Below are 18,198 nucleotides of genomic sequence, written 5' to 3' on the forward strand. Positions count from 1 at the left end.
GCTCTCGGAATCCGCCATCGCAGCGCGGTAGCGCGTTGCAGCAGCGGATGCCGTAACACGGATTTGCCGCGATGTGAAGGGCTTCGACCTGTTGAGGGTCGGAGCCCTTTTCGTATGTCTGCGGGCGTACCGGAGCGGATCACCGCCGTGATACTGTTCAGCCGGAAGCGAACAGTCGGGACGCCTGCGCTTCGGCGTCGGCGTAGACGGTGGATGCCTGGGTGAGCGCCTGCTGGATGGATTCCAGCGACGCCTCCATCTGCTGCTGTGCCGCACGCCACTGCGCGCTCACCGAAGTGAACTGTGTGGCGGCACCGCCACGCCAGGCGTCCTGGAGACCGTTGAGGTTCGTATACATTCCGTTGACCGCCTGCCGGATGGCGGCGATGGACGCCGAAACGGCGGCGGAGGAGGATTGGATCCGTTCGGAATCCACTTGATATTGGGGCATGGTTGTTCCTTTCCTGTATTGTTCTGTTTTCGCCCGGTGACGTTGAAGCGTCCGGCCGGTAATGTGGAGGATATGACATTGCGAACGATGAGATACGGAAAAACGGATGATGTGGTCGAAGGCTCGGCCATTTTGGGGGTTATCGGCGTGTCGCGCGACGGATTTTCTCTGTGGAAACGGCTGTTTTCCGCGGTTTTGACGGTGCTGGTCATAACAATGTGGATAACTTCGCCCGGTGCGGTCGCATACGCCGCCGGGGACGATTCGTCGTCCTCGGACCAGGGGCAGGCCACGTTCTCCCAGGACATAACCGATCCCTACAACGTGCTCGGCTCCAATCTGACGAAAGTTACGGACGCCATATCCAGCACCTACGACAGCACCGGCGTGTCGGTCAAGCTGTCATACATGCTGCATTTCGAGGGGGTAGAGGACCCCGACCAATGGGCGCAGGAGGCGTTGGACGCCACCAACCCCAAACCGAACACCGTGCTGCTGGCCGTGGCCCTCAACGACGGCAAGCTCGTGGTCGCCGTCTCCGGCAACTCGGAATCGTGGCTGTACAACAAGACCACGTCGGACCAGCTGCTGAAAAGCGCCTACGGGCCGGTCAGCGGCAGGAACCCCGACTGGTCCGGCTCGGCGATCGCCATGATGGATTCCATCGCCACGATCAAGACGACCACAGCGCAGCGCGGCACGGTGTGGAAATGGGTGGGCATATCCGTGATGTGCGGCGTGCTGGTGGTTCTGATCGTCATCGGCGTCGTGACGGTGGTTCGCCGTCGTCGCGATACGAAGGGCAAGCAGCCGGATGCCGAGAAGGACGCAGGAAAATCCACAGAGAAAGCCACGAAGAAAGACACGGGCAAGTCCGCCAAGAAGCGGCGCTCCAAGGGTGATGCAGCCGAGTCGGACTCCCCGGCGGAGGACGGCGGCGGGCCGCAGTCCGCTTCAAGTGAATCCGACGGGCAGTCCGCTCCGTCCGTACCCATGACGCGCCGCGAACGGAGGGAGGCATCCCGGCGCGGAAAGCGGTTCGGAACGTCGTCGGCCGCCACCGCGCCCAAGCCGGGCAACACCGACGAAGCCGCCGACGAAGGCTCCCGGGAGCGTTTCGACGCGTGGCTGGCGTCCATTGTCCCGCAAGACACAGATGGTGTTCAGGAAACATCCAGAACATCGAGTCAAGCTGGTAACCATGAGCAAGCCGATTGAAGCATCCATTGTTGTTGTCGACGACGAACCGTCCATCCGTGAACTGCTCGTCGCATCCCTGCATTTCGCCGGATTCGATGTGGCCACCGCCGCATCGGGCTCCGAAGCCATCGAGGTGATCGAGAAGACCCAGCCCGACCTGATCGTCCTCGACGTCATGCTCCCTGACATCGACGGATTCACCGTGACCCGCCGCATCCGGCAGGAGGGCATTGGCGCCCCCGTGCTGTTCCTCACCGCCCGCGACGACACGCAGGACAAGGTGATGGGATTGACCGTCGGAGGCGACGACTACGTGACCAAGCCCTTCAGCTTGGAGGAGGTCGTGGCCCGCATCCGCGCGATTCTGCGTCGCACCCGTGAGCAGGTGGAGGACGATCCGATCATCCGCGTCGGCGACCTTGAGATCAACGAGGATTCGCACGATGTGTCCCGCGCCGGTCATGCGATCGATCTGAGCCCGACCGAATACAAGCTGCTGCGCTACCTGATGGACAACGAGGGCCGTGTGCTGTCGAAGGCGCAGATCCTCGATCACGTCTGGCAATACGATTGGGGCGGTGACGCGGCGATCGTCGAGTCGTACATCTCGTACCTGCGCAAGAAGGTCGACGGCATCATGGTGACCGACGACAACGGTGAACAGCACAAGGTCACCCCGCTGATCGAGACCAAGCGAGGCATCGGCTACATGATTCGCGAGCCCAGAGTCTCGGCGTGAGGCGGGCGCGATGACCGCACAGACACCTCCGCCGACGGGTGACGGAACCGCCGCAGGCCCGGCCCCGGCACCGGGAACCGTGCCGACCGGCACGGCCGGGACCCCGGGAACCGCGCAGATACCTCCGCCGACAGCCGCCCCTGCGAGCCAGAAGCGTGCGACCCATACCAAGGGTGTGTGGGCGACACTGAAATCGATGTTCGTCGGGCGCCTGGACGCCGTTCCGCTTGCCACCAAGATCGTGGCGTGCACGGTCATCCTGCTGATCGTGGGTACGGCCGGTATATCACTGACGTTGCGCCAGCTGGTCGGCAACTACATGCTGGAGAAGACGGACACGCAGCTGTTCCGTCAGGCGCAACTGGTCCTCAACAACATCAATACCATGCGCCAGCAGAATAACGCCGAGAAATCCAGCAGCAGCCTGCTGTACAGCTACTTCGTGCAGATCCGCAACAGCGACGACACCATCTTGCGCAACGCCATCGTCCCCACTCTCAAGGACGGCGTCAGTTCGATGCCGTTGCTGCCTATGAACGGCAGCCGCGGAGGCGTGCAGCTCCAGCAGTCGTTCACCACCAACGCCGTCGTGACGTTGAGTGGGCGGAGCGTGGACCATTCCACGCTGTCCACCGCCGAATCGCCGTGGCGCGTCGTGGCGCTGCCGTGGACCGATGAGGACGGCAAGCCCGGCGGCGTATGCTACATCGGTCTGTCGCTGAGCGACCAGCTTGACACCGTAAAGACATTGACCCGTTACTGCATCATCGTCGGCGTAGCCATCGTCATACTCGGCGCCCTGCTGGCCACGCTGATGACCCAGAGAACACTGTCTCCGTTGAAGCGCATCGAGAAGACCGCCGCGAAGATCGCCGCCGGCGACCTCACACAACGCGTGCCCCCGGCGCCGGAGAACACGGAGGTCGGTTCGCTGTCGGTCTCGCTCAACGCCATGCTCACCCGAATAGAGCAGAGCTTCCACGAGCAGGAGGAGACCACGGCGAAGATGAAACGATTCGTCTCCGATGCCAGCCATGAGCTTCGCACGCCGCTCGCGGCGATCCACGGGTATGCGGAGCTATACAAGATGCAGCGTGACCTGCCGGGTGCGCTGGGACGCGCCGATGAGTCGATCTCGCATATCGAGGATTCGAACACCCGCATGACGGTACTGGTGGAGGACCTGCTGTCGTTGGCGCGCCTCGACGAGGGGCGTGGCATCGACATCACCCAGCAGGTGCCGCTGACCACGCTGGTCACGGACGCGACCGAAGACCTGCACGCGCTCGATCCGGGCCGTGAGATTCGCCGCGGCACGCTGACATTCCAGCCGCGCAACGGGGATGAGCCGGCCGATCTGGAGTTCGTCGAAGGCCCGCTGCCCGATGTCACGCTGAAAGGCGACGGGTCGAGGCTGCGGCAGGTGGTCACCAACATCGTCGGCAACATCCACCGCTACACGCCCGCCGACTCCCCGGTGGAGATATCCGTCGGCGTCATGCCCGCGTCGATCAGCCCCGAATCGTTGGCCCACATGTCCGCGAATGACGCCTCGATGCGCTACTTCATCGAAGCCGTGGACGTAAGCCGCTCCATGCAGATGGGCATGAACTACGCGGTGATCCGCTTCAGCGACCATGGTCCGGGCGTGCCCGAGAACTCCCGTTCCAAGATCTTCGAGCGGTTCTACACCGCGGACCCGTCCCGGGCGCGTCTCAAAGGCGGCACCGGGCTTGGCATGGCCATCGCGCAGTCGGTGGTCAAGGCGCACAAGGGCTTCATCTGCGCGACCGACTCCCAGGGCGGCGGCCTCACGCTCACGGTGGTGCTGCCCATAGCGCCGCTGGAGCCGAAGATCGCCGTGGACGAACCCCCTCAGGACGCCAAGGCGGAACGCAAGGCCGAACGCAACAAAGCCAAGCAGGAGAAACAGCAGGCGCGGCAGCACAAGAGCGAGTGATTCGCGTCCGGTGCGCTGCCGCGTGCCGTGCGTTCATGCATTGAGGTAAACTGATACTTTGATGTATTCATGAGCAGATCGAGAATCTGCCGGTCCGACGAGTAACGAGGTGTGCCATGCCCAGTGGGCGCGTACGTTGGTTCGACGCGAAAAAGGGATTCGGATTCATTACGAACGACGAGGGCGAGGACGTGTTCCTGCCCGCAGCGGCTCTGCCGGATGGCGTGACCACCCTGCGCAAAGGCGCCCGCGTGGAGTTCTCCGTGATCGACGGCCGCAAGGGGCCACAGGCCATGGGCGTGACGCTGGCCGCATCCGTGCCGTCCCTGGTCAAGGCGACCCGCCCGAAGCCGGATGATATGGCCGCCATCGTGGAGGACCTTATCAAGTTGCTGGATTCCGCGGGCAACGAGCTGCGTCGCCATCGGTATCCCTCCGCCGCCGACAGCCGGAAGCTCGCCACACTGCTGCGTGGCGTGGCTGACAGCTTCGACGTGCAGGAATGAGGGGACAGGGGATAGTACATGCCTGAAACGACCATGCCTGAGACGGTTGTGGACGAACCCGGTATCGCGGATTCGCCCATCGCCTCCATCGACCCGAAAGACGCTGCCCGTGCCATGGCCGTCGAGGCTGCCGAGGACGAGAACGGCGTCGGAGAGTTCGTCGAGGCCATCGACGCCGGTGACGGCATCACCGATTACCGGTTCGTCTCGCTGATGCGCGGCTACGAGGGATGGCAGTGGTCCGTGACGATGTTCCACGATGTCGAACGCGACACGTGGACGGTGAACGAGTCAACGCTTATTCCCATGGAACAGGCGCTGCGCCCTCCGGAATGGATTCCATGGAAGGACCGTCTGCTGCCGGCCGACCTGTCGGTGACCGACTCCATCGGCACCGACCCGGATGACCCGCGGTTGGAGGAAGGTTTCCGGGCGACCGCCGAAGCCGAGACCGGTGACACGCGCGTTTCGGATGCACGGGACGTGGAAGCGGCCGGGGCCCCGGGCAAGGTCGATGCCGCGGATGAGGCATCGGATACCGGAGCATCGGATTCTGAGGCGCCCGACAGCGAACCTGTGGAGTCCCAGGACGCTCAGCCCACCACAGCTGCGGAGGATGTCGATGACGCGGTGAGCGCATTCGATCTGTCCCGCCGCCATGTGCTGTCCCCGCTGGGCCGCGCCCAGACCGCGCAGCGCTGGTATGAGGGCCCTCGCGGCCCCAAGTCGTTGTCCACCAAGACCGCGTCGGGCAATCTGTGCTCCACCTGCGGGTTCTTCGTCGCGTTGCAGGGCGATCTGAGCGAAATGTTCGGCGTCTGCGCGAACAAGTGGAGCCCGGACGACGGCAAGGTCGTCTCGCTCGACCACGGATGCGGCGAACATTCCGAAATCGAGCCGCCCGAGCCGAGCCACATGTGGATTCAATCCAAGCCCGCGTTCGACGACCTGCATATCGATGTCATCGCGCAGGCGCCGCGGGACGAGCGCGGCGAAGTGGAGCTGATCGAGAAGCTCGGTGCCGCCGGCCTGCCGTTCGACGTGCCCAAGGGCACGATCATCCTCAAATCCCAGCTGCCTGAAACGCGCTGACCCGAATCGCCTGCAACACGGGCAACGTCACGGCGACCGAATGGCGGAATGACGATGGAACGATAATCGCCTGTGACACCACGCGAAGCGGTGTCACAGGCGATTCGTCTATATCCGGGGTTGCGCATCCGGGCCAGCGCGCGATGGCGCTCAGTGCACGATGGTGACCGTGCACTCCGCGAAGTTCAGGATCTGCCTCGACACGGAACCGAGGAAACGGGCGTCCAAGCCGCTCAGGCCGCGGGATCCAACGACCAGATGGCTGGCGAACCGGGATGCCGTGGTCAGGCCCTTGGCCGCCGCGATGTGGAACGCCTTGCCCGTCACCTGAAGCCCGTCGGGAATATCGGCCTGCTCGATCATGCGACGGACGATGTCCTGCGCGTGATCCTGACCGGCGCCGATCGAGGCGATCGCGTTCTCATAGCCGGGTACCTCGCCCAGATCCTTCAGCTGCCAGCAGAACATGACCTGCAGTGGGGCGTGATGCAGCGCGGCGAAATCAATGGCGAACCGCAACGCATGACGGGACGTCTCGGAACCGTCCACGCCGACGACCACCGGACGTTTGCCCTTGGCCGCGGCCAGCTCATCGTCATCATGGTGAATCGGCATACCGGGGGCGAGCGAATGCGCGATATCATCCTGCACGCTCTTGTCCTCGTTGCCGGCGATCCTGACCACCGTCACCGGCACCTTGGCGGATTCGGCGAGGGAGGACGACAGCGACCCCACGAACCATCTGGTCACACGACCCAGGGATCGGCGGCCGACGACGATCTGTTGGGCATCCGCTCCGATCTGCAGCAGTCCAGTCGTGCCGGAGGCGTGCACGGAAGTGAGCTTCAGGTTATCCGGGTCGAATGCGATGCCGGCGCTCGCCTCATTCACCCAATCCAGCAGTTGCTCGGTGATGGCCTTGCTCGCCTTCTCCCACGCGTCGGGATTGTCCGGCTGGGCTCCCATATCCCACGAATGCGTCCACGCATAGACCGCGTTGACCGCCCTGCCGCTCAAGGACGCCTCCCTGAGCGCCCACTGCAAGGCCGTGAACGACTCCTCGGAGCCGTCCACCCCAACGACGATGTCGCCGGCTCCGTCCGACGTCCGCGGCTCGGACTCGATGTTCACATCTGGTTGCGTCATGACATCCTCCTTGTTGGCATGTTATATTCAGCATATCGTTTTTCATTGCGTTATGAGCGCAATTATCGCGAGGAAAGGCATAAACGTCATCGCGAATCGGTAGAGTGGTGTGGACTATCGAGATGGAAGGACAAGCATGTTCGAACGGTTTACCGACCGTGCACGGCGCGTGATCGTGTTGGCGCAGGAAGAGGCGCGCACTCTCCAGCACAACTACATCGGCACCGAACACCTGCTGCTCGGCCTGATCCGCGAAGGTGAGGGGGTCGCCGCCAAGGCGCTCGCATCCAAGGGAGTGACCTTGGACGACACCCGCAAGCAGGTCGAGGAGATGATCGGCAAAGGCAATGCCGCCCCCAACGGGCACATTCCCTTTACTCCGCACGCCAAGCAGGTGTTGGAGCTGAGTCTGCGCGAGGCGCTGCAACTCGGTCACAGCTATATCGGCACCGAGCACATCCTGCTCGGCCTGATCCGCGAAGGCGAGGGCGTGGGCACCCAGGTGCTCATCAAGATGGATGTCGACCTGGGCGAACTGCGTTCGGCCACTATCGACATGATCCATGGCAACAGCGGCGGCGCCAATGCCTCCGGCAAGGGCGATCTGGCCAACGCCGGCGGCGTGCAGGACAAGCGCAGCCAGACCGGTTCGGCCATTCTGGACCAGTTCGGGCGCAACCTGACCGCCGAAGCGGCCGAGGGCAAGCTCGACCCGGTGATCGGGCGCACCAACGAGATCGAACGTGTCATGGTCGTGCTGTCGCGCCGCACGAAGAACAACCCCGTGCTGATCGGCGAGCCGGGCGTCGGCAAGACCGCCGTCGTCGAAGGCCTCGCGCAGAAGATCAACGCCGGCGACGTGCCGGAGACGCTGAAGGACAAGCAGGTCTATTCGCTGGATCTGGGCTCCATGGTGGCCGGCTCGCGCTACCGCGGCGATTTCGAGGAACGCCTCAAGAAGGTGCTCAAGGAGATCAAGACGCGCGGCGACATCGTGCTGTTCATCGACGAGATTCACACGATCGTCGGTGCCGGTTCGGCGGACGGCGCCTTGGGCGCGTCTGACATGCTCAAGCCCATGCTGGCTCGCGGTGAGCTCCAGACCATCGGTGCCACCACCACCGACGAGTACCGCAAGTACATCGAGAAGGACGCGGCGCTGGAACGTCGTTTCCAGCCGATTCAGGTGCATGAGCCGACAATCGCGGAGACCATCGAAATCCTCAAGGGCCTGCGCTCGCGCTACGAGAACCACCACCACGTGACCATCACCGACGGCGCGCTGCAGTCCGCCGCGGAGCTGTCGTCCCGCTACATCCAGGACCGCAACCTGCCCGACAAGGCCATCGACCTGATCGACGAGGCCGGCGCGCGGCTGCGCATCAAGCGCCTGACCGCCCCGCCCGAGCTCAAGGAACTTGACCAGAAGGTCGCGAAAGTCGCCGCCGAGAAGGACAAGGCCATCAAGGACCAGGACTTCGAGAAGGCCGCCGAGCTGCGCGACAACCAGGAGAAGCTGGAAGCGGAGCGCAAGGAGAAGGAATCCTCCTGGCGCGAGGGCGAGTCCGATGTCGAGATGGTCGTGAACGAGGATGTGATCGCCCAGGTGATCTCCTCGACCACCGGCATTCCGGTGTTCAAGCTCACCCAGGCCGAGTCGAAGAAGCTGCTCGGCATGGAGTCCGAGCTGCACAAGCGCATCATCGGCCAGGACGAAGCGGTTTCCGCGCTGTCCCGTTCGATTCGCCGCACTCGTGTGGGCCTCAAGGATCCGAAGCGTCCTGCGGGCTCGTTCATCTTCGCCGGCCCGACCGGCGTCGGCAAGACCGAGCTGGCCAAGGCGCTGGCCGAGTTCCTGTTCGACGATGAGGACGCGCTGATTCGCGTGGACATGTCGGAGTTCTCCGAGAAGTATGCGGCATCGCGTCTGTTCGGTGCTCCTCCGGGATACGTCGGTTACGAGGAGGGTGGCGAGCTCACCGAGAAGGTGCGCCGCAAGCCGTTCTCCGTCGTGCTGTTCGACGAGATCGAGAAGGCCCATCCGGACATCTTCAACACGCTGCTGCAGGTGCTGGACGACGGTCACCTGACCGATGGTCAGGGACGCAAGGTGGACTTCAAGAACACCATCATCATCCTGACCACCAACCTAGGTACGCGCGACATCGCCAAGGCCGCCAACACCGGCTTCAACCTTGGCTCGAACGCGGAGTCCAGCTACCAGCGCATGAAGGATCAGGTCAGCTCCGAACTCAAGCAGCAGTTCCGTCCCGAGTTCCTGAACCGTCTTGACGACATCATCGTGTTCCGTCAGCTCACCGAGCCGCAGGTGCGTCAGATTGTCGACCTCGACATCAAGCAGCTCAACGACCGTCTGTTCGACCGTCACATGTCGCTGGAGCTCACCCCGGCCGCCAAGGACCTGCTCGCGCAGAAGGGCTTCGACCCGCTGCTCGGTGCTCGTCCGCTGCGCCGCGTGATCCAGCGCGACATCGAGGACGCCATCTCGGAGAAGATCCTGATGGGCGAACTCGAAGACGGTCAGCGCGTGGTGGTCGACTCCGAAGGCGAGGGCATCCTCGGCGAGTTCACCTTCCGCGGCGAACAGTTCGACGACGCCAAGCCCGAGAACGAGCCGGCTGCGGAGCCGGCAACGGAGGAGTCAGCTGACAAGTCGGCTGACAACGCCGCTCCCGCCTCGCAGGAGGCCTGATCGGGTACCGGTTGACCGCCGACTGACCACCCCCAGTCTCGCTACACTCGACAGCCCCGTCAGCGGGGGCGTGAATTGACTCCCGCTGGCGGGGCTGTCGCGAAGCGACTGGGGGTGGTCTGCAATATCCTCCCACTCATGCCGTCCTCAGGACGGCAAATCACCCGCGCTCATACTCCCACCATGCGATTCCGTCCTGCAGTGGAAACCGACACAACGAAGTGTTGGTCAGAAAGTATCTGGCCGCGATCATTACTTTGGCCTGTGCTATGACATGTGCGATACCAATTGCACACGCAGACGGAACTTCTCCCGAAAACGAGTTGGTCACCGTCGTGTTGGTACAGGACGCTGAGAGGATGGTCAGCGCCGACATTCCCGCACAGTATGTGCAGGAGTATAAGAACAGGCTCAAGAACGAAGAATTCAAGGCCGCCGAGATTGCCGAGGCGACCGGCTCCGAGATAAGTCTCATGACCACGACAGCTAACAACCCGCTGAAGCCAACCGTGACATATTTCCGGAAAAGCAGCTGCTTCATGCAATTCATATGGCCGGTGGTTTGTCATACCTGAATGTAACGAACGGCCTATTCATGATTGCTATCATCGTATTCGCCGGTCTGCTTGGCCTGTTGCTCAGTATGATGATGCGTCGGCAGCAGACCCGTGAGCAGGCGCATGAGCGCATGCTGGAGCGGGAGCGTCAGGAACATCACGCTCAGACGCTCGATTACGCCACGCAGGTGCACGACTCGGGCGGACGCGGTATCCGTTGATCGGTTGCGTCGACTATGTGACGCTCTTCGAGAAGAGCTTGCCGGCAAGGGATTCCATGGAGGGTTCGCGCTGCACGACAATGGACTCATGGAAGACATCGACCCCGATCATATGACGCTGCTTGGCGAGCTGCTCAATGAAATCGCCCATAACATCATCCGGCATTGCCCGGCAGGTTGCGAATTCGATTGCAGCGTGATGCTTCACGATGACGTCGCAGAAGTCACCCAGTACAATTCCGTGACTCATCCGGCCGATAAAAGTGAGACGGCGGTCTCCACACATATGGGACTTGGCCTGTGTCGTGACAGACTGCTCCATATCGGCGGCATGCTGCGCACCGAGGTCGAGGACGGCACTTGGATGCTGTATGCCCGTGTGCCTCTATCGCATCAAACCTGACCACTGTCGTAGCGTCCGCGGTGTCGTAATACAAAAAAGAGCGCCGGGGAGAATTCCCTGACGCCCATGCCAACGAGACGATGACAGCCGGTAATCGGTGTGTCGGCCGACCGTCCTGACGACGGCGGCCGGCCGACACACCGGGCCGGACAGCGAATCGGCCTACTTGATAGCGTTGAGCCACTGCTCCTTGGTGGCCTTCTCCGCCTCCAGCTTGGCCTTCTTCTTTGGGTCGGACTCGGTCGCGATCTTCTCGTCAAGCTCGGCGAGCTGAGCGGTCAGCTGCTCCTCGAAGCTGGACTTGCGGGCGTCGGCCTCCGGATCGGTCTTCTTCCACGCGGCGTCCTCGACGGCCTTGATCTGCTTGTCGACGGCGTCGAGACGGCCTTCGATGCGGCGCATGTCGTCGCGCGGCACATAGCCGATCTGATCCCACTCGTCTTGGATGGCTCCCAGCGCCTGACGCGCCTTCTTCGCGGCGGCCTCGTCGGCGACGGGTACCAGGGCCTCGGCCTTCTTCAGCAGCTCCTCCTTTTCTCGGAGGTGCTGATCTGGTCACGGTCGGCCTGACGCGCGTTGAAGAACTCGTCGGCTGCCTTGCGGAACTGCGCCCACAGCGCGTCGTCATCGCTGCGGCCGACGCGGCCGGCCCGCTTCCAACGGTCCATCAACTCGTTGAACCGGCGCGAGGTCTCGCCCCATGCGGTCGAGTCCTTCAGCTGGTTCGCCTCGGCGATGATCGCCTCTTTCTCGGCCTTGGCATGGGCGCGCTCGACGTCGCGGGCCTGCGACCACTTGCGGCGGGCCTGGTTGAACGTGGTGCGTGCGGCGGAGAAACGCTTCCACAGCGCGTCGGCCTGCGGCTTGTCGATGTGCACGGACGTGCGCTGATGCTGCTGCCACTGGTCGAACAAGGAACGGAACTTGTCGGCGGTGGAACGCCAGTTGATCTCGTCATCCAGCGAGGATGCGAGGGCCTCGGCCTTCTCGACGATCTTGGTGCGTTCTTCGACAGCCTTGGCGATCGCCGCCTTGCGGGCCTTGGTGAGCTCGGCCTTCTTCGCGGCGCCGGCCTCCTTCAGCTGCTCGAACTGCTGCTTCAGCGCGGCCATGTCGCCGACCGCCGCGGGCTTGTCGGTCTCCTGCTCAAGGGACTTCAGCGTCTCGTCGATCTCGTGCGACTTCACCGTGTCGGAATGCAGGCGGCTCGCCAGCAGATCCAACTTGGCCTTGAGGTCAAGGTAACGACGGGCGTACAGCGACAGCGCCTCCTCCTTGGAGACGTCGGGGAACTGCCCGACCTCACGCTCGGAGTCGCCCTCCCTGACGTACACGGTACCGTTGTCGTCGACGCGGCCGAACGCTTCGGCCGCCTTCACCTCGGCGTCCGAATAGCTGGATGCCGAAGCGGCGGGGGCGGGGCGCTTGACCGCTTTCTTGGCGAATGCGGCCGGCGAAGGGGCGTGGGGTTTCGGCGCGGATGCAGGGGTCGGTGCCGGTGTGGGCGTCGTTGCCTGCTCGGTGGGTTCGGTGGTGTTGTCGGATATGGTGGCAGTCTCGTCGGCCATGGCCAGCTCCTTATAAGCTTGAAGGTAGTCGTTGGCTGGGGAAAAATCCGAATGGATTTTTCCGCAACCTCCCCTATTATAGGGAATCGTGGCTAAAGGCGCATCAATATCAGGATTTCCAGAGTGGCTCCCCTCTGAACGTGTTGTGGAGCAGCGTGTCATCGACACGCTCCGTAGGGTTTTCGAGCTCAACGGTTTCATCGGCATCGAGACACGCGCGGTGGAACAGGGCTCCAGTCTGCTCAAAAAAGGCGAGACCAGCAAGGAGATTTACCTGCTGTCCCGTCTGCAGGAGGTCGGGCACGAATCCGACACGCCGGTCAATGACCGGTTGGGTCTGCACTTCGATCTGACCGTGCCGCTGAGCCGGTATGTGGTCGAGCATTCCGGCGACCTCGCGTTCCCGTTCAAGCGTTGGCAGATTCAGAAGGTGTGGCGTGGCGAACGTCCGCAGGAAGGACGTTTCCGCGAGTTCGTCCAGGCCGATATCGACGTAATCGGCAACGGCGACCTGCCCGACCATTACGAGGTCGAGCTGCCGCTGGTCATGGTGTCGGCTCTTGAGGAGCTGCGCGCATTCGGCCTACCCAAGGCGACCGTGCACGCGAACAACCGCAAGCTGTCCGAAGGCTTCTACCGCGGACTTGGCCTGACCGACATCGAGGGAGTGCTTCGCGAGATCGACAAGCTCGACAAGATCGGCGCGGACGAAGTGGCGAAGCTGCTCGTCGACACGTGCGGCGCCGATGAAGCGCAGGCCCGCGCCTGCCTGGAACTGGCCGAACTCACCGCCGCCGACGGCAAGGAGCTCGCCGACAAGTTCGACGCGCTGTGCGCCGCGCACGGCATCGCGGCCGATTCCGCCGCGTACATGCTGGCCCGGCAGGGACTGGACACGCTCGCGATGATCGTCGACGAAGCCGCCCTCATCCGCCCGGGCGCGGTGATCGCCGACCTGAAGATCGCCCGTGGACTCGACTACTACACCGGTTCCGTATACGAGACCTTCCTCGACGGGGCGGCGTCGCTTGGCTCGATCTGCTCCGGCGGCCGTTACGACAACCTCGCCTCGCAGGGCAACCGCAAGTACCCGGGCGTCGGCCTGTCCATCGGCCTGAGCCGTCTCGTGTCGTACATGCTGCACTCCGCCGGAGCGCACGCCAGCCGCGTCTGCCCGGCATCCGTGCTCGTCGCCGTGTGGAATGAGCAGGATCGCTCCGCCGCGAATCTCATCGCGAACACGCTGCGCTCCCGCGGCATCGCCGCGGACGTCGCGCCCACTGCGGCCAAACTTGGCAAGCAGATCAAATATGCCGACAAGCTTGGCATCCCGTATGTGTGGTTCCCGGCCGGCGCGACGGACGGCGACGACACGGCATCCGACGAGGTCAAGAACATCGTCACCGGCGATCAGCAGCCGGCCGATCCCAAGTCGTGGCAACCGGATACTGTGTATGCCCGGCAAACCGTTGTAATCGACTGATTTTCGTCAGCGCCCGTCCTCTGCCGGGGACGGGCGCGCGTTGCAGGGAAACCATTGCATAGATTGCATAAGAAAGAGGAAGCATGAGCCAGACGGCTTACAGAACACATCATGCCACCGAGGTGACCGAAGCACTCGTCGGTCAGAAGGTGACGCTCGCAGGTTGGGTCGATCGTCGCCGCGATCACGGCGGCGTGGCGTTCATCGATTTGCGCGACAACTCCGGCTTGGTGCAGATCGTCATCTACGACGAGGAGATGGCGCGCCCGCTGCGCTCCGAGTTCGTCATCCAGGTCACCGGCGAGGTTCGTCTGCGCCCGGACGGCAACGAGAACACGCATCTGGCCACCGGCAAGATCGAAGTCGTCGTCGAGACCATCGATGTGCTCGCCAAGTCCGATGCGCTGCCGTTCCAGGTGTCCACCGCGCTCGAAAACGAGTCCGAGAACAAGCTGCCCGGCGAAGATGTGCGACTGAAGTACCGTTACCTCGACCTTCGCCGTCCGTCCATGCAGCACAACCTCAAGTTGCGCTCCGACATGGCCAAGGCCGCCCGCCACGCGCTGGAGGAGATGGACTTCACCGAGGTCGAGACCCCGACCTTCATCAAGTCCACCCCGGAAGGTGCCCGCGACTTCGTCGTGCCCGCCCGTCTGGTGCCTGGCTCCTGGTACGCGCTGCCGCAGTCCCCGCAGCTCTTGAAGCAGCTGCTCATGGTCTCCGGCGTCGAGCGCTACTACCAGCTCGCCCGCTGCTACCGTGACGAAGACTTCCGCGCCGACCGCCAGCCCGAGTTCACCCAGCTCGACATGGAGATGGCGTTCGTCGACCAGGAGGACGTGATGGCCATGGCCGAGAAGGTCATCGCCGCCATCTGGAAGTCCGCCGGCTACGACGTGCAGCTGCCGATTCAGCGCATCACCTGGCAGGATGCCATGGACAAGTACGGCTCCGACAAGCCGGACCTGCGTTTCGGCAATCCGCTCGTCGAGCTCACCGAATACTTCAAGGACACGCCGTTCCGCGTGTTCCAGGCCGACTACGTCGGCGCCGTCGTCTTCAAGGGCGGTGCCGCCACCCCGCGTCGTCAGTTCGACGCATGGCAGGAGTGGGCCAAGCAGCGCGGCGCCAAGGGCCTCGCCTACGTGTCCTTCACCGAGGATGGCGAGCTCAAGGGACCCGTCGCCAAGAACCTGTCCGACTCCGAGCGCGAGGGCCTGATGGCCGCCGTCGGTGCCGAGTCCGGCGACGCCGTGTTCTTCGCCGCCGGCTCCCGCGAATCCTCCCAGCTGCTGCTGGGTGCCGTGCGCGTGGAGCTCGCCCGTCGCGCGGGTCTGCTCGATCCGAAGAAGTTCGCCTTCACCTGGGTCGTGGACTTCCCGCTGTTCAAGCCCACCGACGACCCGGATGACGATGATGTGGCCGTCGGCCACTCCAAGTGGACCTCCATGCACCACCCGTTCACCATGCCGAGCAAGGACTGGATCGACAAGTTCGATCAGGATCCCGAGCACGCCATGTCTGACTCCTACGACATCGTCTGCAACGGCGAGGAGATGGGCGGCGGTTCCGTGCGTATCCACCGCGACGACATTCAGGACCGCGTCCTCAACGTCCTCGGCATCGCTCCCGAAGAGGCCAAGGAGAAGTTCGGCTTCCTCCTCGACGCCTTCAAGTTCGGCGCCCCGCCTCACGCGGGCATCGCCCTGGGCTGGGACCGCACCGTGTCCATCCTCGCCGGTGCCGACACCATTCGCGACGTCATCGCCTTCCCGAAGGCCGGTGGCGGTCGTGACCCGCTGACCGGCGCCCCGGCTCCGATCAGTGACGAGCAGCGTGCCGAGACCGGCGTCGACTACGACCCGGATGCCGAAGACTGAGTAACATCTCGCTGTCTTCTTTGACGGGAGGGCCCAGACCATACAGGTCGGGGCCCTCTTTGCATATCCGTCTGCGCAGTACACAGGCCGTTTTTTTTCGCAGTTGTCCGCACCCTGCTACCCGTGAGGATTGCCGAACTGCTGTTTTGCGTTCCTATGTGCGCGCCGAAACGACAAGTGCGCGCACATAGCGACGCAATGACGGCCAAAGCACATCAGATGCATGCCATATCGACCATCTGATGATGGGCGATGAGGTCGGGCAGGGCACAATGGGATCGTGATCACCATTGGAATCGTGGATAACGACCGGTTCGCATTGCCCATGCTGGATATGCCGCTGACCGACATTCCCGGTCCCGAGATCTGCCGGCGTGTTCGTGCTGCATCAGCCGACATCGTGGTACTTGGCATCACATCGTATTCGTTGGATCATTACCGTCAGCTGGCGATCGATGCGGGCGCCCAGGGGTTGATTGCCAAAAGCGTGACGCCGAAGGAACTCGCCGAAGCCATGCGGAATGTCCTAGTACGGCCGTTCCCGGGTTTCCCGACCACGGAACAGGCACATGGGTCGATAGTATCGGCATCGGCGCGACGGCCCCGGACACTGTCGAAGCGGGAGCGTGAGGTGTTGGGTCTGTATGCCGACAACTATTCGACGGCGTAGATTGCGGAGCGCCTGGGAATAGCGGATTCGACGGTGTCCGTGGTGGTGCGGCACGCGAAGGTCAAGCTCGACGTCGCCGCTCGGTCGGAGGCCGTGCGCGTGTTTCGTGCATTGTACTGAGTCGAATACGGCTTGAACATCGTGCGTCTGTTTACGGTGACCACCCCCAGCCGCCGGTACCGATCGAAGCCGCTGCCATGTCGATCCGGCATGTTGATGACGTCATGCGTGTCATGCAGCGCCCGCATGACGATGGAGCGCAGCGATTGTGCTTCCGCTTCCTCCAGCAGCCCTGCGTCGAGGTCATGATCGATACGCATGACCGCGTAGGCGAGATCGTTGGAGATTCGGTCGTGCACACGCACAAGACCCGCAAGGCACCGCCCGAATTCGCCGCGGCTTTCGTCACCGCGGACACGCACGCCGACCTCAACGGCGTGGTCAAGCACACGCTGGAGGTGTCCAAGGTCAGTTTCGTGCCGATTGACGCGGCCGTCGAGGCGACCGGCATGGAGTCGGGCGGCATGTCGCCGATCGGACTGCCCGATGACTGGCCGCTGCTCGTCGACCAGCATGTGCTGTCGATTCCCAAGCTGTATCTCGGCTCCGGCATCCGCCCGTCCAAACTGGTGGTCGACGGCTCGATCTTCGCTGATATTCCCGGCGTCCGATTCGTCCCCGGTCTGGGCAAGCCCCGGCAGTAAGACGCCGTGCGGCCGCGGGCGAGTCGCACAGGCGAGTCGCATGTTGGACGAGAATGTGAGCTTCTTGTGCCTTCAATAGTTTATACTGCTCAATATGTCAGAAAAACAAGAAGCAATACTCCCCGTGGTGCCGCTGGTACCGGGCAATGAACCCACAGGACGACCTCTCGTCGAACTGACTCACGTGGAAAAGTACTTCGGCGACCTCCACGTATTGAAAGACATCAACCTGACCGTCAACAAGGGCGAAGTGCTCGTCGTCGTGGGGCCGTCCGGCTCCGGAAAGTCGACGATGTGCCGCACCATCAACCGCCTGGAGACCATCGAGTCGGGCGACATCCGCATCGACGGCAAGGCGCTGCCCCAGGAGGGCAGACAGCTCGCGCAGCTGCGCGCCGAAGTCGGCATGGTGTTCCAGTCGTTCAACCTGTTCGCCAACAAGACGATCCTTGAAAACGTTACCCTCGCGCCCATCAAGGTGCGCCACATGGACAAGAAGGAAGCCGAGCGTCTCGCCATGGATCTGCTGACCCGTGTCGGCGTCGACTCGCAGGCGTCCAAGATGCCCTCCCAGCTGTCCGGCGGCCAGCAGCAGCGCGTGGCCATCGCCCGCGCGCTCGCCATGCGCCCGAAGGTCATGCTGTTCGACGAGCCGACCTCCGCGCTCGACCCCGAAATGGTCAACGAGGTGCTGGACGTGATGGTCGAGCTCGCGCGAGAAGGCATGACGATGATCTGCGTCACCCACGAGATGGGCTTCGCGCGCAAGGCGGCCGACCGCATCGTGTTCATGGCCGACGGGCAGATCCTTGAGGAGAACACGCCCGACGAGTTCTTCGGCCATCCGAAGACCGAACGCGCCAAGGACTTCCTGTCGAAGATCCTCACGCACTGATTGGTCGTGA

At 63.2% G+C, this 18,198-nt stretch carries 17 protein-coding genes and 1 pseudogene; 14 read left to right on the forward strand and 4 right to left on the reverse strand.

What is annotated here, in order from left to right; all coding sequences use genetic code 11:
* Positions 1-157 precede the first annotated feature (157 nt).
* Positions 158-451: a WXG100 family type VII secretion target gene (locus BBBF_RS03225; protein ID WP_003812525.1), complete on the reverse strand. Its 294-nt coding sequence runs from the start codon at positions 449-451 to the stop codon at positions 158-160.
* A gap of 72 nt (positions 452-523) precedes the next feature.
* On the opposite strand from BBBF_RS03225, the gene BBBF_RS03230 reads away from it, so the two are divergent.
* The 5 genes from BBBF_RS03230 to BBBF_RS03250 all read left to right on the forward strand — a co-directional run bounded on the left by BBBF_RS03230 (position 524) and on the right by BBBF_RS03250 (position 5,948).
* Entirely contained in the window at positions 524-1,669 is a 1,146-nt protein-coding gene (locus BBBF_RS03230; RefSeq protein ID WP_021647956.1) for a hypothetical protein, read from the forward strand.
* On the forward strand, positions 1,653-2,390 hold the full coding sequence (locus BBBF_RS03235; RefSeq protein ID WP_003812530.1) for a response regulator transcription factor: 738 nt from the start codon (positions 1,653-1,655) through the stop codon (positions 2,388-2,390). The genes BBBF_RS03230 and BBBF_RS03235 overlap by 17 nt, the downstream gene beginning before the upstream one ends.
* A gap of 196 nt (positions 2,391-2,586) precedes the next feature.
* Positions 2,587-4,350, forward strand: coding sequence for a sensor histidine kinase (locus BBBF_RS03240; protein WP_021647957.1), 1,764 nt, complete (start codon positions 2,587-2,589; stop codon positions 4,348-4,350).
* Between the two features lie 116 nt (positions 4,351-4,466).
* A complete protein-coding gene (locus BBBF_RS03245) occupies positions 4,467-4,856 on the forward strand; it encodes a cold-shock protein (protein ID WP_021647958.1) in 390 nt (129 codons plus the stop codon).
* Between the two features lie 18 nt (positions 4,857-4,874).
* A complete protein-coding gene (locus BBBF_RS03250; protein WP_021647959.1) occupies positions 4,875-5,948 on the forward strand; it encodes a DUF3027 domain-containing protein in 1,074 nt (357 codons plus the stop codon).
* A gap of 150 nt (positions 5,949-6,098) precedes the next feature.
* On the opposite strand, the gene BBBF_RS03255 is transcribed toward BBBF_RS03250, so the two are convergent.
* Positions 6,099-7,094, reverse strand: coding sequence for a universal stress protein (locus BBBF_RS03255; protein ID WP_003816399.1), 996 nt, complete (start codon positions 7,092-7,094; stop codon positions 6,099-6,101).
* A 136-nt stretch (positions 7,095-7,230) separates the two neighbouring features.
* Between BBBF_RS03255 and BBBF_RS03260 the strand changes: the two genes are divergently transcribed.
* The 4 genes from BBBF_RS03260 (at position 7,231) to BBBF_RS03275 (ending at position 10,988) form a co-directional block, all read left to right on the forward strand.
* The gene (locus BBBF_RS03260; protein WP_003816398.1) at positions 7,231-9,807 is read left to right on the forward strand and encodes an ATP-dependent Clp protease ATP-binding subunit; all 2,577 of its coding nucleotides are present in this window, start codon (positions 7,231-7,233) and stop codon (positions 9,805-9,807) included.
* Between the two features lie 221 nt (positions 9,808-10,028).
* The gene (locus BBBF_RS03265; RefSeq protein ID WP_021647961.1) at positions 10,029-10,382 is read left to right on the forward strand and encodes a hypothetical protein; all 354 of its coding nucleotides are present in this window, start codon (positions 10,029-10,031) and stop codon (positions 10,380-10,382) included.
* Positions 10,383-10,402: 20 nt separating this feature from the next.
* Positions 10,403-10,585: a hypothetical protein gene (locus BBBF_RS03270; protein WP_003822905.1), complete on the forward strand. Its 183-nt coding sequence runs from the start codon at positions 10,403-10,405 to the stop codon at positions 10,583-10,585.
* Between the two features lie 88 nt (positions 10,586-10,673).
* Positions 10,674-10,988 carry an ATP-binding protein gene (locus BBBF_RS03275; protein WP_003812543.1) on the forward strand — a complete coding sequence of 105 codons (315 nt, stop codon included), beginning with the start codon at positions 10,674-10,676 and terminating at the stop codon, positions 10,986-10,988.
* A 162-nt stretch (positions 10,989-11,150) separates the two neighbouring features.
* On the opposite strand, the pseudogene BBBF_RS03280 reads toward BBBF_RS03275, so the two are convergent.
* Positions 11,151-12,556 (reverse strand): annotated as a pseudogene (locus tag BBBF_RS03280) (DUF349 domain-containing protein).
* A gap of 88 nt (positions 12,557-12,644) precedes the next feature.
* Here BBBF_RS03280 and hisS point away from each other — a divergent pair.
* The 3 genes from hisS to BBBF_RS03295 all read left to right on the forward strand — a co-directional run bounded on the left by hisS (position 12,645) and on the right by BBBF_RS03295 (position 16,589).
* Complete coding sequence (gene hisS, locus BBBF_RS03285) at positions 12,645-14,039, forward strand: histidine--tRNA ligase (protein ID WP_033509451.1); 1,395 nt, start codon at positions 12,645-12,647, stop codon at positions 14,037-14,039.
* An 83-nt stretch (positions 14,040-14,122) separates the two neighbouring features.
* On the forward strand, positions 14,123-15,919 hold the full coding sequence (aspS, locus tag BBBF_RS03290; protein ID WP_021647966.1) for an aspartate--tRNA ligase: 1,797 nt from the start codon (positions 14,123-14,125) through the stop codon (positions 15,917-15,919).
* A 280-nt stretch (positions 15,920-16,199) separates the two neighbouring features.
* Positions 16,200-16,589, forward strand: coding sequence for a response regulator (locus tag BBBF_RS03295; protein ID WP_003822918.1), 390 nt, complete (start codon positions 16,200-16,202; stop codon positions 16,587-16,589).
* Here BBBF_RS03295 and BBBF_RS10750 read toward each other — a convergent pair.
* Positions 16,574-16,909 carry a histidine kinase gene (locus BBBF_RS10750; protein ID WP_229032475.1) on the reverse strand — a complete coding sequence of 112 codons (336 nt, stop codon included), beginning with the start codon at positions 16,907-16,909 and terminating at the stop codon, positions 16,574-16,576. The genes BBBF_RS03295 and BBBF_RS10750 overlap by 16 nt on opposite strands.
* On the opposite strand from BBBF_RS10750, the gene BBBF_RS03300 reads away from it, so the two are divergent.
* A complete protein-coding gene (locus tag BBBF_RS03300; RefSeq protein WP_231855238.1) occupies positions 16,895-17,293 on the forward strand; it encodes a YbaK/EbsC family protein in 399 nt (132 codons plus the stop codon). The two genes, BBBF_RS10750 and BBBF_RS03300, sit on opposite strands and share 15 nt — an antisense overlap.
* Positions 17,294-17,387: 94 nt before the next feature.
* Positions 17,388-18,188 carry an amino acid ABC transporter ATP-binding protein gene (locus BBBF_RS03305; protein ID WP_014760075.1) on the forward strand — a complete coding sequence of 267 codons (801 nt, stop codon included), beginning with the start codon at positions 17,388-17,390 and terminating at the stop codon, positions 18,186-18,188.
* Positions 18,189-18,198 lie beyond the last annotated feature (10 nt).

This window comes from Bifidobacterium bifidum ATCC 29521 = JCM 1255 = DSM 20456 (genome assembly GCF_001025135.1).
Taxonomy (GTDB): domain Bacteria; phylum Actinomycetota; class Actinomycetes; order Actinomycetales; family Bifidobacteriaceae; genus Bifidobacterium; species Bifidobacterium bifidum.

Bases quoted from the DNA above. Each gene is read 5' to 3' on its own strand.
- BBBF_RS03225 (WP_003812525.1), bottom strand. From the start codon at position 451: ATGCCCCAATATCAAGTGGATTCCGAACGGATCCAATCCTCCTCCGCC.
- BBBF_RS03255 (WP_003816399.1), bottom strand. From the start codon at position 7,094: ATGACGCAACCAGATGTGAACATCGAGTCCGAGCCGCGGACGTCGGAC.
- BBBF_RS03305 (WP_014760075.1), top strand. From the start codon at position 17,388: ATGTCAGAAAAACAAGAAGCAATACTCCCCGTGGTGCCGCTGGTACCG.
- BBBF_RS03270 (WP_003822905.1), top strand. From the start codon at position 10,403: ATGATTGCTATCATCGTATTCGCCGGTCTGCTTGGCCTGTTGCTCAGT.
- BBBF_RS03245 (WP_021647958.1), top strand. From the start codon at position 4,467: ATGCCCAGTGGGCGCGTACGTTGGTTCGACGCGAAAAAGGGATTCGGA.
- BBBF_RS03275 (WP_003812543.1), top strand. From the start codon at position 10,674: ATGGAAGACATCGACCCCGATCATATGACGCTGCTTGGCGAGCTGCTC.
- BBBF_RS03235 (WP_003812530.1), top strand. From the start codon at position 1,653: ATGAGCAAGCCGATTGAAGCATCCATTGTTGTTGTCGACGACGAACCG.
- BBBF_RS03230 (WP_021647956.1), top strand. From the start codon at position 524: ATGACATTGCGAACGATGAGATACGGAAAAACGGATGATGTGGTCGAA.
- BBBF_RS03260 (WP_003816398.1), top strand. From the start codon at position 7,231: ATGTTCGAACGGTTTACCGACCGTGCACGGCGCGTGATCGTGTTGGCG.
- BBBF_RS03250 (WP_021647959.1), top strand. From the start codon at position 4,875: ATGCCTGAAACGACCATGCCTGAGACGGTTGTGGACGAACCCGGTATC.
- BBBF_RS03300 (WP_231855238.1), top strand. From the start codon at position 16,895: ATGATCGATACGCATGACCGCGTAGGCGAGATCGTTGGAGATTCGGTC.
- aspS (WP_021647966.1), top strand. From the start codon at position 14,123: ATGAGCCAGACGGCTTACAGAACACATCATGCCACCGAGGTGACCGAA.
- BBBF_RS10750 (WP_229032475.1), bottom strand. From the start codon at position 16,909: ATGCGTATCGATCATGACCTCGACGCAGGGCTGCTGGAGGAAGCGGAA.
- BBBF_RS03240 (WP_021647957.1), top strand. From the start codon at position 2,587: ATGTTCGTCGGGCGCCTGGACGCCGTTCCGCTTGCCACCAAGATCGTG.